Consider the following 15,490-nt stretch of genomic DNA (forward strand, 5'->3'; position numbering starts at 1 on the left):
TTGGGGCTCTTCCCGATTATTGTCGATGGTGCTCTGGCCGACATGTCTCTATCGTTCGGGTCTTCTTGCTTTCAACGACAGGTTCATTCCATGCAAAGACGCCAGTTTTCCTTTGATCTCTTCGCCGCCGTGGCCGCCGCTTCGACGGCCGCCTTGTGGGCCGGCCCGGCCCATGCCGCCGCGCCTGCGGGCCAGCGCAACGGGCGGGAGGTGGCCTGGCAGGCCGCCATGCAGCGGCTCGAATCGGCACTGGACGGCCACCCCAAGGCGCGGCTCGGGGTCGCCATGCTCGACACCGGCTCCGGGCTGTCGCTGGGCTGGCGCCAGGACGAGCGCTTTCCCATGGCCAGCACCTTCAAGCTGCTGCTGGCTGCCTGGATGCTGGAGCGGGTCGACCGGGGCCAGGAGGCGTTGGACCGCCGGGTGCATTTCGACGCGTCGGCGCTCGTCGCCTATTCGCCGGTGACGGAAAAGCGGGTGGGCGACGTCGGCATCACGGTCGGCGAGCTGTGCGAAGGCACCGTCACGCTGAGCGACAACACCGCGGCCAACCTGCTGCTGGCGCGCCACGGCGGCCCGCAGGGCTTCACCGCCTTCGCGCGGAGCCTGGGCGACACGGTGACGCGGCTGGACCGCACCGAGCCCACGCTGAACGAGGCCATCGCGGGCGATCCGCGCGACACCACCACGCCGCAGGCCATGCTGCAGTCGCTGCGCAAGGTGGCCTTGGGCGATGCGCTGAGCCCGGCCTCGCGTGCCCAGCTGGTCGAATGGATCGTGGCCACGAAGACGGGCGACAAGCGGCTGCGTGCCGGCGTGCCGGGCTGGCGGGTGGGCGACAAGACGGGCACGGGCAACCAGGGTTCGTCCAACGACATCGGCGTGCTGTGGCCGCCCGGCGGCGGTGCGCCCATCGTGGTCACCTGCTACATCACCCAGACCACCGCCACGCCGGAAAAGCGCGATGCCACCATTGCCGAGGTGGCGCGCCAAGTGGCCCGGGCGGTCGCTGCCTGAGCGGTGTGGCCGCAGGCCGGGCCGCCGCCTACAGTTTCTTCACGAGCACCTGGCTGCGGCGGTCCCAGTTGTACTTGCGCTTGCGGGCCTCGGGCAGCCACTCGGGGTCCACGGGCTGGAAACCGCGCTTGATGAACCAGTGCATGGTGCGCGTGGTGAGCACGAACAGGCTGGTCAGGCCCATGCCTCGCGCCCGCTGCTCGATGCGCTTGAGCAGCTTTTCGCCGTCGCCCGTGCCCTGGCTGTGCGGCGACACCGTCACGGCCGCCATCTCGGCCGTGCTGCCCTCCGGATAGGGGTAGAGCGCCGCGCAGCCGAAGATCACGCCGTCGTGTTCGATGATGGTGTAGTTGGCGATGTCGCGTTCGATCTCGGTGCGGTCGCGCTTGACGAGCGTGCCGTCCTTCTCGAACGGCTCGATCAGCTGCAGGATGCCGCCCACGTCGTCCGGCGTCGCCTCGCGCAGTTCTTCCAGCTTCTCATCGACCACCATGGTGCCGATGCCGTCGTGCACGTAGATCTCCAGCAGCAGCGCACCGTCCACCGCGAAAGGAATGATGTGGCTGCGCTCCACGCCGTTCTGGCAGGCCTTCACGCAGTGCTGCAGATAGAACGCGGTGTCTGTCGGCCGCTGGCTGGGCGGCACGCGGGCCAGCATCTGCCGGGCCTGGGCCAGCGGCAGCTCCGTGTCGATGGGGTTGTCGTCGCTCTCGGGCTCGTCGGGGTTCATGCGGATGCCGGGCACTTCGCACACGAAGACCAGCTTGTCGGCCTTGAGCGCGATCGCCACGGAGGTCGCGACCTCTTCCATCGTCAGGTTGAAGGCCTCGCCGGTGGGCGAGAAGCCGAAGGGCGACAGCAGCACCAGCGCGTCCATGTCGAGTGAGCGCCGGATGCCCGCCACATCCACTTTGCGCACCAGGCCCGAATGCTGGAAATCCACCCCGTCCACGATGCCCACGGGCCGCGCCGTCAGAAAGTTGCCGGAGATCACGCGCACCGTGGAGCCCGCCATCGGCGTGTTGGGCAGGCCCTGGCTGAAGGCGGCCTCGATCTCGTAGCGCAACTGGCCCGCGGCCTCCTGCGCGCAGTCGAGCGCCACCGAATCGGTGACGCGGATGCCGTGCGAATACTTCTCGGCATGCCCCTTGGCCGCGAGCTGCTCGTTCACCTGCGGGCGAAAGCCGTGCACGAGCACGATCTTCACGCCCATCGCCTGGATCATGGCCAGGTCCTGCGCGATGGCCTGGAGCTTGCCGGCCGCGATGGCCTCGCCCGTGAGCCCGATCACGAAGGTCTGGTGGCGGAACTTGTGGATGTACGGCGCCACCGAGCGGAACCAGGGGACGAAAGTGAAGTTGAAGACGGCGGACATGGCGAAAGGGTGAAGAGAGCGGGGACTGCACCCTGCGGAGCGGCGCAGGTTGCGTGGGGAGGGCGGGGCGTTTTCCGCTGCGGCCGAATTATCGTCGCCATCGCTGCGGACGGAACGGCGCCAGGTCGATCTCCGGAGGCTGCCCGTCCATGCATTGGGACACCACCCGTCCCGTGCGGGCCGAAGCGCCCAGGCCCACATGGCCGTGGCCATAGGCATGGATGACGTCCGCGCAGGCGCTGGCGGGTCCGATGCAGGGCAGTCCGTCGCTGGTGCTCGGACGCCGGCCCATCCAGAAGCGGGCGCCGTCCTCCAGCGCGGCGCGGGGCAGCGAAGGGTACAGATCGAATAGGTGTCCCAGCAGGATGCGGGCGCGGCGCCAGTCGGGTGCGGCGTTTAGGCCGGCGATCTCCACCTGGCCCGCCACCCGCAGGCCGTGCGCCATCTGGTGCACGATGAGCTTACGGTCCATCACCATCGTGGAGGTGCGGGGGCCGGCGGGCGCGGGCTCCCCGGCGCGGGCCTGCACGTCCAGCATCGCGTGGTACCCGCGCTCGGTGTCCAGCCACACACGGTCGCCGGCGGCTAGCGCCAGCGGCCGCGAATAGGCGCCCGCCGCGATGACCGCACCCTGGCAGGGCAGGTCGCCCTGGTCGGTCCACACGGCGTGCAGGCGGCCTGCCTCGATGTGCAGCCCGGTGGCCTGGCCCGTGACCCAGCGCGCGCCGAGGGATTGCGCATGGGCCACCAGGGCAGCGAGGTAGGCGCCGGGGTTGGCGCAGTGGCCGGCTTCGGCCACGCGCACGCCGAAGCCGTAAGCCGGGGCCAGGTCGGGCTCCTGTGCGCGCAGGCTGGCGCCTTCCACCGTCTCGAACGCGATGCCTTCCTCGCCGCGAAGCCGCCAGCCCAGCGCATCCGCCTCGAAGTCCGCCTGCGAGCGGTAGGCGTGCAGCAGGCCGCGCTGGGCCACCAGATGCGGGACGCCGGCTTCGCCGGCCAGCCGGGCATGCAGCGCCGGCGCATCGCGCAGCAACTGGCGCAGGGCATGCGCGGTGCGGGCCACGTGCGCGGGCGTGCGGCCCGAGCGCAAGAAGCGCCACAGCCACGGCAGGGCGCGGGGCAGGTAGCCCCAGCGCACGGTGAGCGGGCCTTGCGGGTCCAGCAGGTAGCCAGGCACCTGCTTCCACATGCCGGGCCCTGCGGGCGGAAGAATGGAATGGGAAGACAGCCAGCCCGCATTGCCGTAGCTCGTGGCTTCTTCGCCGGCGGGGGCATGGGGGTTGAGCAGCGTGACCTGGCGGCCGGAGCGCAGCATCTCGATCGCGCACACCGTGCCCACGATGCCGGCCCCGATCACCACGACGTGCCGGCGCCGGTCGGCAGGCCCGGTGGCTCTGGCCTGGGTGGCGTGTTCGGCAAGGGCGGGAGTGGCGAGGGCTGTGGCGGGCATGTGTGCGGCTGCGAAGGGCAGCGAGGAGGAGAGGGGGTGTGGGCCGGACCCGGTCGCGTCATTTTTCCACGAAAGGGTCCGGTCCACGGTGCCCTGCCGGCCTGGTGCCCGGTAAGCACCGGCGAATCAGCCGTCCTCGCCGCGGCGCACGGCACGCTGCAGCGCCATGCGGTCGGCGCGGCGCTGCGCGCCCTGGCTGCGGATGTGCTTGCCTGCCGCGGCGCTGGTGCCGCGCGCCGCCAGCGCGCGGGCCACCGGGTTGCGCGGCGGTGCGCTGGCTTCGAGGTGCAGCACCATCGGCTGCTTCATGCGGCGCAAGGCCTTGACCCGGCCTTGCTGGAAGGCGCGGGAACGTTTCTGAGCACTCATGTGCGATTCCTGAAAAGCAAAAAGCCCCGGCTGAGCAAGCCAGGGCTTTCGTGCGGCGCACCCCCCATTCGAATGGGGCGGGGGAGCGCAGCCACCTTGGCTGAACGGTGTGTGAGCGACACGGTTCAGCCGGGGCGAGGAACCGTGTTCAGTGAGGGGGGGTGAACAAATAAGGCATGGAAAGACAGCTCCTGAAAGGTGCGCCGCAAGGGTGCTCGTTGCGGCGCTGGTGAAGCGAAGGCGCGATTATCGAAGCGGCTTCGCGGGCATGGCAAGGCGTGCCGCGGCCCCTGGCGGCCCTTGTTGTGCAGGGCCAACGGCGGGCTCGGATAATGCAGCCCTTCATGACCGAATCCGCGCCTTCCTCTTCTTCCCCTTCTTCCTCCACCGCCGGGGCGCCCAGCGCGCCGTTGCGCATCACCTTCCCGCCGTCGCTGCCCGTCTCGGCGCGGCGCGACGAAATCATGGCGGCGATGCGGGAGCACCAGGTCATCATCGTGTGCGGGGAGACCGGCTCGGGCAAGACCACGCAACTGCCCAAGATCGCGCTGGCACTGGGGCGCGGCAAATGCAACGCCGCGCCGGGACAGAAAGGCCAGCTCATCGGCCACACGCAGCCGCGCCGCATCGCCGCCAGCAGCGTGGCCAAGCGCATCGCCGAAGAGCTGCAGACCCCGCTGGGCGACGTGGTGGGCTACAAGGTGCGGTTCCAGGACCGGCTGTCGCGCGACGCCTCGGTCAAGCTCATGACGGACGGCATCCTGCTGGCGGAGACCCAGACCGACCCGCTGCTCAAGGCCTACGACACGCTCATCATCGACGAAGCGCACGAGCGCAGCCTGAACATCGACTTCCTGCTGGGCTACCTGCGGCAGATCCTGCCGCGCCGGCCCGACCTGAAGGTGGTCGTCACCTCGGCCACCATCGATGCCGACCGCTTTGCCAAGCACTTCGCGCTGCCGCGGCGCCTGACCGGCCGCTCCAGGTCCGGCGAGGGGCCGCAGGGCGATGCGGCGCAGGCAGCCGGGCCGCAGGGCGCGGAGCTGATTCCCGCGCCGATCATCTATGTGTCGGGCCGGACCTTTCCGGTCGAGCAACGCTGGCGTCCATTCGAAGAGTCGCGCGACTACGGCCTGAACGAAGCCATCGCCGACGGCGTGGACGAGCTGTGGGCCGGCAACGCGGGCGGCGACATCCTCGTCTTCCTGCCCGGCGAGCGCGAGATCCGCGAGGCCGCCGACCACCTGCGCAAGCACCTGGCGCACCAGCCGGTGATGCGCAACGCCGAGGTGCTGCCCCTGTTCGCGCGGCTGTCGCAGGCCGAGCAGGACCGCATCTTCGACGGGCACACGGGCCGGCGCATCGTGCTGGCCACCAACGTGGCCGAGACCTCGCTCACCGTGCCCGGCGTCCGCTACGTGATTGACGCCGGCACCGCGCGCGTGAAGCGCTACAGCTTCCGCAGCAAGGTGGAACAGCTGATGGTCGAGCCCGTCAGCCAGGCCGCCGCCAACCAGCGCGCGGGCCGCTGCGGCCGCGTGGCCAACGGCATCTGCATCCGGCTTTACGACGAGGCCGACTTCAACGGCCGGCCCCGGTTCACCGACCCAGAAATTTTGCGGTCCTCGCTGGCCGGCGTCATCCTGCGCATGAAGTCGCTGCACCTGGGCGACGTGGCGCAGTTCCCATTCATCGAGGCGCCTTCGGGCCGTGCGATCGCTGACGGCTACCAGTTGCTGGGCGAGCTGGGCGCGGTGGACGACTCCAACGAACTCACGCCGATGGGCCAGGAGCTGTCGCGCCTGCCGCTCGACCCGCGCGTGGGCCGCATGATCCTGGAGGCGCGCGAGCGCCAGGCGCTGGACGAGGTGCTCATCATCGCCAGCGCCCTGAGCGTGCAGGACGTGCGCGACCGCCCCATGGATGCACAGCAGCAGGCTGATCAGGCCCACGCCAAGTTCGACGACGAAAAGAGCGAATTCAGCGGCTACCTCAAGCTGTGGAAGTGGATCAACGAAGCGCGCGGTGGCGCGCCCACCCTGCCGTCGGCGCGCATGCAAAAGCAGGCCGCGCGCAAGGGCGCGCCCTCGCAGGCCGTGCTGCCCGTGGCACAGCGCATGGCCGCGGCGGCCGTGGCTCCGCCGACGGCCACCGAGGCCGCAGCGGCTGCGCCCACCCACAAGCTCAGCAACCGCCAGTACGAATCGCTGCTGCGCCAGAACTTCATCAGCGTGCGCCGACTGCGCGAGTGGCGCGACATCCACACGCAATTGCTGACCGTGGTGACCGAACACCGCTGGCGCATCAACGACCGCCCTGCCAGCTACGAGCAGATCCACCTGTCCATGCTGGCCGGGTTGTTGGGCAACATCGGCGTCAAGAGCGACGAGGACGACTGGTACCTGGGCGCACGCGGCATCAAGTTCTACAAGCACCCGGGCGCGCACCTGTCCAAGAAGCCCGGGCGCTGGATCGTCGCGGCCGAGCTGGTGGAGACCACACGCCTCTTCGGCCGGGGCATCGCGGCCATCGAGCCGCAGTGGATCGAGCAACTGGGCGGGCACCTGCTCAAGAAGCAGCTGCTCGACCCGCATTGGGAAAAGAAGGCGGCCGAGGTCAACGCGCTGGAGCGCGCCACGCTGTACGGCATCGTCATCTACAACAACCGGCGGGTGAACTTCGGCAAGGTGGACCCGTACGCGGCGCGCGACATCTTCATCCGCGAGGCGCTCATCGGCGGGCAGTGGGAAACCCGTCTGCCTTTTCTGGCCGCCAACCACAAGCTCATCGCCAAGGTCGAAGAGCTCGAACACAAGTCGCGCCGACAGGACGTGCTGGTGGACGACGAGCTGATCTATGCCTTCTACGACCAGCAGTTGCCGGCCGACGTGTGCAGCGGGCACAGCTTCGAGGCGTGGTACCGCGAGGCGAGCGCGTCGAACCCAGACCTGCTCAAGCTGACGCGCGAAGAACTCATGCGCCACGAGGCCGCGGGCATCACCGGCAATGCCTTCCCGCGCACGGTGCGGCTGGGCGGCGTGGATTGCGCGGCGAGCTACCTGCACGAGCCGGGCGATGCGCGCGACGGCATCACGGTTACCGTGCCGCTGTTCGTGCTCAACCAGGTGAGCGACGAGCGCTGCGAATGGCTGGTGCCCGGCATGCTGCAGCCCAAGATCCAGGCCCTGCTCAAGAGCCTGCCGCAGCGCCCCCGCAGCCGGTTCGTGCCGCTGCCCGATAGCGCCGCCCGGCTGGCCGGGCTGCTCGGCACGCCCGAACGCTTCGGCCACGGCAGCCTGGTCGAGGTGCTGCTCAAGCAGGTGCGCGATGAGACCTCGCTCGACGTCAAGCGGGCCGATTTCAAGCTCGACATGCTGAGCCCGCACCTGTTCATGAACTTCCGCGTGGTGGATGAACACGGGCGCCAGCTCGGTCATGGGCGCAACCTGGGTGCCCTCAAGGCCGAATGGGGTGCGAAGGCGCGCGGCGCCTTCCAGGCCCTGGCGGGGCTCAAGCTGGGCGGCGATGCCAAGGGTTTTGAAGAAAAACAGGCTCCAGCGCAAGAAGTACTAGGGCATTCTGCTATCAAAAATGAAGCGCCTCCCGCTGCAGCGGGGGGCCGCGGCCCTGCGGCGGTAACGGCGCCGACCGCTTCGGCCCGGCAGGCGCCCGCCGGCCAGTGCCACACCGCATGGACCTTTGGCGAGCTGCCCGAGCTGATGGAGATCCGCAAGGGCGGCCAGACGCTGATCGGCTTTCCCGCGCTCATCGACGGTGGCGATGCCGTCACCATCGAGGTGTTCGACGAGCCCGAACTGGCCGCCGCCCGGCACCGTGCGGGCCTGCGCCGTCTGTTCGCGCTGCAGATCAAGGACGCGCTCAAGTACCTGGAAAAGAACATTCCCGACCTGCAGAAGATGGCCGTGGCCTACATGCCGCTGGGCACGCAGGAAGAACTGCGCAGCCAGATCATCGACGTGGCGCTGGACCGGGCCTTCCTGCTCGACCCGTTGCCCACCGATGAGGCCGCGTTCAAGCGCCGGGTGGACGAGGGACGCGGCCGGCTGACCCTGATCGCCAACGAGGTCGCGCGGCTCGCCGGCACGATCTTGCTGGAGTACGCCGCCGCGGCGCGCAAGATCAAGGACACCAAGAACGCACCCGAAGCCGTGCAGGACGCGCAGCAGCAGTTGCAGCGCCTCATGCCCAAGGCGTTCCTGGCTGCGGCACCGTGGGCGCAACTGGCGCACTTTGCCCGCTACCTCAAGGCGATCACGCTGCGGCTGGACAAATACCGCGCCGATCCGGCGCGCGACGCCACCAAGCTGGCTGAACTGCGCCCGCAGGAGCAGCGCTACTGGCGCCTGGTGGCCGAACGCAAGGGCGCGGTGGATGCGCGCATGCAGGAGCTGCGCTGGCTGCTGGAAGAGTTGCGGGTGAGCTTTTTCGCCCAGGAACTGCGAACCCCGCAGCCGGTGAGCGTGAAGCGGTTGGACAAGCTCTGGGCGCAACTCAACAGTTGAGGCCGGCAGCCAGGCTGCGCGGCGCTTCGCATCGACATCGGCACGGTGGGCGGCGGGGCACGGGGACCCATGGTGGAAGACTTGCCCAACCCTGCTCAGCCCCATTCATCGCGGAGCGGCTTCCCCCGAGCACCCACCAGGCACCCACCAGGCACCTCCGGGTGCTTCAGGGTTGCCGGGCTTTGATTGCGGCTGGGATGTGCAGCCTCAATGCGGCGCCTGCAAGGCCGCCTCGGCCCGCACGAGGCGGTCCAGTTCCGCGCACACATCGGCCATGCGGCCGGAGATCAGCACGCGCGCCGCCGCACCGGGGCCGCGGCGATCCAGCACCCGCAGCGGGCGCGCAGCAGGCCTGGGACGGCTGCAACCCGCAAATGCCCCACTGTCATTGGCGCTGGTGCTGGGCCATGACCGTACAGACGGGGTTACCGCCAGTGTGGGGGGACATGCTGAAAAGGGCTGGTCGGGCGGTGCCTGCCGCGGCCGAACCACCACGAAGCGCCGTGGCAGGGGCGCGAGCGCTGGAGGACACGGCAGGCCCTCTGCCGCCGCAATTTCCAAGGCGGTGCATGGCAGCGGTTCGATGGCAGCCGGCCGTGTGGCGGACGGGCCGATGGCGTCGGCATGGAGGCCCGGGGTAACGGCATGCACCGTGCCTCTGCCGCTGGCGCCGCCGCCTGGCTGGCCTGCGACGGCCCTGCGGTCCTGGCGCGGAGGGCGGCAGGCGGGCGCGCGCAGCCACCGTGCCAAAGCATTCAGCGGTTGCGAAAAGGAAGAAAAAGCGAGCAGGGCAAATCCCATGTGAAAACTCCAGCGAAGTGCGAGGGGGTTGAACACAGGCAGGATTGCCGAGGAAAAACACACTGCCGCAGGGTTGGCTGACCAGGGCTTCTTGCCCCTGGCCGCCAGACGCCCGCCACCTGCGGCGGTGTGCAGCGGGCTACATCAGCATGGTGTTGCGGATCAGGCCCACTGCGAGCCCTTCGATTTCGAAAGGCTCGCCCGGATGCACGGTGATGACGGGGTAGTCGGGGTTTTCGGGCAGCAGCTCGATGGCGGTGGCCGTGCGGCGCAGGCGCTTGACGGTGACGTCGTCGCCCAGCCGGGCCACGATGATCTGGCCGTTGCGCGCCTCGCGGGTGGATTGCACGGCGAGCAGGTCGCCGTCCATGATGCCCGCATCGCGCATGGACATGCCGCGCACCTTGAGCAGGTAATCCGGCTTGTGCTGGAACAGGCTGCCCTCCACGCTGTAGGTTTGGTCGACGTGTTCCTGCGCGAGAATGGGCGACCCTGCCGCCACCCGCCCCACCAGGGGAAGCGACAGCTGCGACAGGCCCGGAATGGGCAGGTTGAACTGGGTGCCGCGGGCGGCATTGATGGAGCGCACCGTGTCGCTGCGCAGCCGGATGCCGCGCGATGTGCCGCTGACCAGTTCGATGACGCCCTTGCGGGCCAGGGCTTGCAGGTGCTCTTCGGCCGCATTGGCGGACTTGAAGCCGAACTCGGCGGCGATTTCCGCCCGGGTGGGGGGCGCGCCGGTGCGGGAGATGGCGGTCTGGATCAGATCGAGGATCTGCTGCTGGCGGGCGGTGAGCTTGGGACTGTCGAACATGAGTGACTCCGGTGCTGAACGGATAGGCAGGTAGAGGCCTGTTTTTTAATCCAGTCACTGTATTTTTAACCAGTTTTTTGGAGCGTGCAAGTGGGCACAGGAAAAATCGTGGTGCTGGGCACCGGCGGAACCATCGCGGGCAAGGCCGCCAAGGCCGGAGACAACATCGGCTATACCGCCGGGCAGGTGAGCGTAGGGCAGTTGCTGGAGGCGATTCCTGGATTGGCGCAGGCGGCCCGTGGCCGGATCGAAGCCGAGCAGATCGCGCAGATCGACAGCAAGGACATGGATTTCGCCGTATGGCGGCAACTGGCCCACCGATGCACGCAGTTGCTGGCCGATCCCGATGTGCGCGGGGTGGTGGTCACGCACGGCACCGACACGCTGGAGGAGACGGCGTGGTTCCTGGACTCGGTCCTGGACACTGCCGAACGCCCCGTGGTGCTGGCCTGCGCCATGCGGCCGGCAACGGCGATCGCGCCGGACGGTCCGCAGAATCTGCTCGATGCGGTGGCGGTAGCGGCCACGCCCAGGGCGCGCGGGGTGCTGGCGGTGGTGGCAGGCACGATCCACACCGCGCGCAACGTGCAGAAAGTGCACCCCTATCGCGTGGATGCCTTCAGTTCAGGAGACGCCGGGCCGCTGGGCTGGGTGGAGGAGGGCGCGGTTCGTCTCACCCATGGCTGGCCGGCCCCTTCGGTTCCGCGATTGGATGCGCTTCACCACATCGCCAACACTTACCTGTGGCCGCGGGTGGAGGTGCTCATGAACCATGTCGGTGCCGACGGCCGTATCGTCGACCTGCTGGTGCTCGACGGCGTGGATGGCCTCGTGGTGGCGGCGACGGGCAACGGCACGCTGCACCATGCCCTGGCCAAAGCGCTGGAGCGCGCGCACGAGAGCGGTGTGGACGTGCGCGTGGCCACCCGCTGCCCGCTGGGCCGGGTGCTGCCCAAGCCGGGGGACGCCTTGCCCCACTCGGAGGGGTTGAGCCCGGTGAAGGCCCGCATCAGCCTGCTGCTCGATCTGCTCGCCCGGCCTCGGCGCCCCTGAAATGGCAACGCCCCGCAGAGGGCGGGGCGTTCCAGGCACGGCCGAGGTGCCGTGCGGGTTCAGTCGGCAATCAGCCGGCCAGTGCGGCCAGCGCACGCTGGGTGATCTCTTCCACGCTGCCCGTGCCGCTGATGGCGCGGTATTTGGGAGCGCCGGCCGGATCGGCCTTGGCCCAGCTGGAGTAGTACTCCACCAGCGGACGGGTCTGGGCGCTGTACACATCCAGGCGCTTCTTGACGGTGGCCTCCTTGTCGTCTTCGCGCTGGATGAGGTCTTCGCCGGTCACGTCGTCCTTGCCTTCCACCTTGGGCGGGTTGAACTTGACGTGGTACGTGCGACCGCTGGCCGGGTGAGAGCGGCGGCCGCTCATGCGTTCGATGATGGCATCGAAGGGCACGTCGATCTCGAGCACATAGTCGAGTTTGACGCCCGCGGCCTTCATGGCGTCGGCCTGCGGGATGGTGCGAGGAAATCCGTCGAACAGGAAGCCGGACGTGCAGTCGGGCTGTGCAATGCGCTCTTTCACGAGATTGATGATGAGGTCGTCGCTGACCAGCGCCCCCGCATCCATGACGGCCTTGGCCTGCTGCCCCAGCGGCGTGCCTGCCTTGACGGCGGCGCGCAGCATGTCACCGGTGGAGATTTGCGGAATACCGTATTTCTGGCAAATGAATGCGGCCTGCGTGCCCTTTCCGGCGCCGGGTGCGCCCAAAAGAATCAGTCTCATGGATGTCCTCTAAGTGTTGAATTCGGCTGGCGCCACTGTCCACGGGCTTGCCTCCGGCCCGGGATGCGGCGCTCTGATCGCGGGCAAGGATAGCACGCGGGTCCACGCGCTTTCCTGACACGGCGGGGACTCTGAAAACGCTAGGAAAACAGCGCTCGCACGCGTTCCAGATCCTGGGGGGTGTCCACGCCGGGGCCTGGTGCCGAAGCGGTCACATGCACGGCGATGCGGTGGCCGTGCCACAGCGCCCGCAACTGCTCCAGTGCCTCGACCGCTTCAGTGGGCGCGGGCGGCAGGGCCGGAAACTGCCGAAGGAATGCGGCGCGGTAGCTGTAGAGGCCGATGTGGCGCAGCGGCGCATACCCTGGCGGCACGCCGGTGGCCGCGCCATCGGGCCCCTGCGTCCACCAGGCAGCGCCGGCATGGTCGCGTGCATGCGGAATGGGCGCCCGGCTGAAGTAGTGCGCGAGACCGCGTGCATCGAGCACGACCTTCACGACATGGGGGTTGGTGTAGTCGGCCAGCGTGCCGATGGCATGGGCGGCGGTCCCCATGCTGGCGTCCGTGCGGGCCGGCAGCAGGGCGGCCACGGCATCGATCAGCGCGGGGTCGATCAGCGGCTCGTCGCCCTGCACGTTCACCACGATGTCGTCACCTGCCAGGCCCAACTGTTCGCAGGCCTCGGCCAGGCGGTCGCTGCCACTGGGATGGTCGGGCCGCGTGAGCAGGGCCTGCACGCCATGCGCCTGGCAGGCCGCGAGGATGCGGGCATCGTCCGCCGCCACGATGACGCGCGTGGCCTGGCTTTGCGCCGCGCGTTGCGCCACGCGCACCACCATGGGCAGCCCGGCGATGTCGGCCAGCGGCTTGTCGGGCAGCCGCGTGGAGGCCAGCCGCGCCGGTATCAGGATGGTGAAAGGCGTGGCGGGCGCGGTCACGCCTCCAGCTCCTCGTCCGTCAGGGTGCGTGCTTCGTTTTCGAGCAGCACCGGAATGCCGTCGCGCACCGGGTAGGCCAGGCGGGCGCTGCGCGACACCAGTTCCTGCCGCTCCCGGTTGAAAGTGAGCGAGCCCTTGGTGACGGGGCAGACCAGCAGTTCGAGCAGTTTGGGATCCATGGCGGTAGTGGCTTCGGGGTCAGTCGGAGGGCGATGATAGCGAGCGGCGTGCGGCAGCCCGCAACCGCTCGTCCAGCAGGGAGAAAAAAGCGCTGTCGATTTCCAGGTGCAGCGGCACAGCCAGCGCCTGGGGGTGGAGTCGCCACAGCTTGGTGGCGTCTTTTTCGGTGCAAACCAGCGTCATGCCGGTGTTTTGATTGTCTTTCCAGCTATCAAAATCATAGTGATCAGGCAAGGCCGTGGTCCGCTGCAGCGTGAGTCCTCTTGCCCGCAGCATGGCAAAGAATTCCTGTGGCCTGGCGATGGCGGCCACGGCGTGCAAGGGCTGGCCGCGCCACTGCGCCAGGGGCACGGTGCTGCCGTCCGCACGCATGGCGTCCGGCCCGAGCGAGCGTCTCAGGGAGAATGCCGGCGATGTGCCGGCCGGAGCCCGTCCGGCATGGAGCACGCAGTCGACCTGGCGTGGCCAGGGTTCGCGCAGCGGTCCGGCCGGCAGGAGGAATCCGTTGCCCACGCCGTCGTCGTTGAATACGCAGATTTCGATGTCGCGGGCCAGCGCCAGATGCTGCAGGCCGTCGTCGCAAACGATCACATCGGTGCGGGGATGCTGTGCCAGCAGTGCGCGCGCCGCCTGCGCCCGGTGCCGCGCCACGAACACGGGAACGCCCGTGCGCTTCGCGATCAGCAAAGGCTCGTCGCCCACTTCGGTCGCGCGGCTGTCCGTGCACACTTCGCGGCAGTCGTCGGTGGACCGCCCGTAGCCGCGCGACACCACGCCAGGCTGCCATCCGCGCGCCACCAGATGTCGCACGATGGCCTGCGTGACCGGGGTCTTGCCCGCCCCTCCGGCGATCACGTTGCCCACGACGATCACCGGCACCGCCACGCGCTCGGCGCGCAGGACGCCCAGCCGATAAAGCGCTCGCCGGATGGCTACAGCGATCCGATACAGACAGGACAACGGCCACAGCGCCCAAGCCAGCGGCCCACGCCGTTTCCAGGCCGCTTGCAGGGTGGATGCCTGGGCATGGGGGGCGGTGGAAGAGGGTGCAGAGGGCGGCTGCGGCCCGGCGGCAGCCATCGCAGCTACTTGCCGGCGCTGGCCGTGGACTGGGTGGCGAAGGTGATCTGCGACAGGCCCACGCGGCGCGCGGCTTCCATGACGGTGACCACGGCCTGGTGCGGCGAATTGGCGTCGGCACTGATGATGACGACGCTGTCCTTGCCGGCGCTGGCCGCCGCGGCCAATGCCTGGGCCACCACGTCCACGCTCTTGCCCTCGACCGCCAGCTTGTTGATGGCATAGCGGCCATCCGCGGCGACGGCCACGATCACTTCCTTGGGATGGTCGCGCTGCTGCTCGGCATCGGCCACGGGCAGCGTCAGTTGCAGCTCGGTGAACTTGCTGTAGGTGGTGGACAGCATCAGGAAGATGAGCACCACGAGCAGCACGTCGATGAACGGAATCAGGTTGATTTCCGGCGCTTCGGTGGGGCGGGAGCGAAAGTTCATGTCCGTTCAGCCGATGGGGTGTGGGCCATGATTTACTTGCGAAGCCGGCTGATGTGCCGCACGAACTGCTCGGAGGCCAATTCGAGGGTCAGCAGATAGGCATCCACGCGGCTGCGGAAGTACCGCCAGAAGATCAGCGCCGGAATGGCCACGATCAGGCCGAACGCCGTGTTGTACAGCGCAATGGAAATGCCCTGTGCCAACTGGGCCGGGTTGCCGCCGCCGGACTGGCCGGCCCCCGCTTGGGAGCCGAAAATCTCGATCATGCCGATCACCGTGCCCAGCAGGCCGAGCAACGGGGCGGCGGACGCGATGGTGGCGAGCGCACTGAGGTATTTTTCGAGGCGGTGGGCCACGGCCCGGCCGGAACTCTCCATTGCCGCGCGCACGTCGGCTTCGGTGCTTTGCGGATTGCTGTTGAGCGTCCGCAGGCCGCTGGCCAGCACCTCACCCAACGCGGAGTTCTGCGCCAGCTGGTTCACCACATCGGGTGTGGGAACGGAGCGGGAAGACACGGTGATCGCTTCATCCAGCAGCTTGGGAGGTGCGACCCGGGCGGTTTTGAGGGCGATGAAGCGCTCCACAACGAGTGCCAGCGCCAGGACGGAGCAGGCTATCAAAGGCCAGATCGGCCAGCCTGCGGCTTGTATGATCGACAGCAATTCTCTCTCCGCGCAGATGGAAGCAATCCGCGATTATGGCCCAGTTGACGTGGTGGTCCGTGGCGGAAAA

Annotated in this window: 14 protein-coding genes; 3 read left to right on the forward strand and 11 right to left on the reverse strand. The window is 68.7% G+C overall.

Annotated features, from left to right (window positions below):
- Positions 1 to 90 precede the first annotated feature (90 nt).
- A complete protein-coding gene (gene bla, locus AVTE2539_RS18660; protein ID WP_284412903.1) occupies positions 91 to 1,017 on the forward strand; it encodes a class A beta-lactamase in 927 nt (308 codons plus the stop codon).
- 28 nt (positions 1,018 to 1,045) lie between these two features.
- On the opposite strand, the gene argA is transcribed toward bla, so the two are convergent.
- The 3 genes from argA to AVTE2539_RS18675 form a co-directional block, all read right to left on the reverse strand.
- Positions 1,046 to 2,392 (reverse strand): amino-acid N-acetyltransferase, encoded by a 1,347-nt coding sequence (gene argA, locus AVTE2539_RS18665; protein WP_284412906.1) that lies wholly within the window; start codon positions 2,390 to 2,392, stop codon positions 1,046 to 1,048.
- 88 nt (positions 2,393 to 2,480) lie between these two features.
- Positions 2,481 to 3,842: an NAD(P)/FAD-dependent oxidoreductase gene (locus AVTE2539_RS18670; protein WP_284412913.1), complete on the reverse strand. Its 1,362-nt coding sequence runs from the start codon at positions 3,840 to 3,842 to the stop codon at positions 2,481 to 2,483.
- A 126-nt stretch (positions 3,843 to 3,968) separates the two neighbouring features.
- Entirely contained in the window at positions 3,969 to 4,211 is a 243-nt protein-coding gene (locus AVTE2539_RS18675; RefSeq protein WP_284412915.1) for a hypothetical protein, read from the reverse strand.
- Between the two features lie 332 nt (positions 4,212 to 4,543).
- On the opposite strand from AVTE2539_RS18675, the gene hrpA reads away from it, so the two are divergent.
- Positions 4,544 to 8,734 (forward strand): ATP-dependent RNA helicase HrpA, encoded by a 4,191-nt coding sequence (gene hrpA / locus AVTE2539_RS18680; protein ID WP_502868943.1) that lies wholly within the window; start codon positions 4,544 to 4,546, stop codon positions 8,732 to 8,734.
- Positions 8,735 to 8,941: 207 nt separating this feature from the next.
- On the opposite strand, the gene AVTE2539_RS18685 is transcribed toward hrpA, so the two are convergent.
- Together AVTE2539_RS18685 and lexA are read right to left on the reverse strand one after the other, a co-directional pair.
- Positions 8,942 to 9,064, reverse strand: a complete 123-nt coding sequence (locus tag AVTE2539_RS18685; RefSeq protein ID WP_272569070.1) for a hypothetical protein — start codon at positions 9,062 to 9,064, stop codon at positions 8,942 to 8,944.
- A 610-nt stretch (positions 9,065 to 9,674) separates the two neighbouring features.
- On the reverse strand, positions 9,675 to 10,349 hold the full coding sequence (lexA, locus tag AVTE2539_RS18690) for a transcriptional repressor LexA (RefSeq protein WP_284401200.1): 675 nt from the start codon (positions 10,347 to 10,349) through the stop codon (positions 9,675 to 9,677).
- Positions 10,350 to 10,433: 84 nt separating this feature from the next.
- Here lexA and AVTE2539_RS18695 point away from each other — a divergent pair, with 84 nt between their 5' ends.
- Positions 10,434 to 11,402, forward strand: coding sequence for an asparaginase (locus AVTE2539_RS18695; RefSeq protein ID WP_284412919.1), 969 nt, complete (start codon positions 10,434 to 10,436; stop codon positions 11,400 to 11,402).
- A 70-nt stretch (positions 11,403 to 11,472) separates the two neighbouring features.
- Here AVTE2539_RS18695 and adk read toward each other — a convergent pair whose 3' ends face one another.
- The 6 genes from adk to AVTE2539_RS18725 form a co-directional block, all read right to left on the reverse strand.
- A complete protein-coding gene (gene adk / locus AVTE2539_RS18700) occupies positions 11,473 to 12,129 on the reverse strand; it encodes an adenylate kinase (RefSeq protein WP_284412921.1) in 657 nt (218 codons plus the stop codon).
- 140 nt (positions 12,130 to 12,269) lie between these two features.
- A complete protein-coding gene (gene kdsB, locus AVTE2539_RS18705; RefSeq protein WP_284412923.1) occupies positions 12,270 to 13,067 on the reverse strand; it encodes a 3-deoxy-manno-octulosonate cytidylyltransferase in 798 nt (265 codons plus the stop codon).
- Positions 13,064 to 13,246, reverse strand: a complete 183-nt coding sequence (locus AVTE2539_RS18710; protein WP_272547767.1) for a Trm112 family protein — start codon at positions 13,244 to 13,246, stop codon at positions 13,064 to 13,066. The genes kdsB and AVTE2539_RS18710 overlap by 4 nt, the downstream gene beginning before the upstream one ends.
- Positions 13,247 to 13,265: 19 nt before the next feature.
- Positions 13,266 to 14,327 (reverse strand): tetraacyldisaccharide 4'-kinase, encoded by a 1,062-nt coding sequence (lpxK, locus tag AVTE2539_RS18715; RefSeq protein WP_284412925.1) that lies wholly within the window; start codon positions 14,325 to 14,327, stop codon positions 13,266 to 13,268.
- A gap of 5 nt (positions 14,328 to 14,332) precedes the next feature.
- Positions 14,333 to 14,758, reverse strand: a complete 426-nt coding sequence (locus AVTE2539_RS18720) for an ExbD/TolR family protein (protein WP_284403947.1) — start codon at positions 14,756 to 14,758, stop codon at positions 14,333 to 14,335.
- Positions 14,759 to 14,790: 32 nt separating this feature from the next.
- Positions 14,791 to 15,420: a MotA/TolQ/ExbB proton channel family protein gene (locus tag AVTE2539_RS18725; protein WP_272569077.1), complete on the reverse strand. Its 630-nt coding sequence runs from the start codon at positions 15,418 to 15,420 to the stop codon at positions 14,791 to 14,793.
- Positions 15,421 to 15,490 lie beyond the last annotated feature (70 nt).

Origin of the sequence: Acidovorax sp. SUPP2539 (assembly GCF_030158975.1) — a bacterium.
Taxonomy (GTDB): Bacteria; Pseudomonadota; Gammaproteobacteria; order Burkholderiales; family Burkholderiaceae_C; genus Paracidovorax.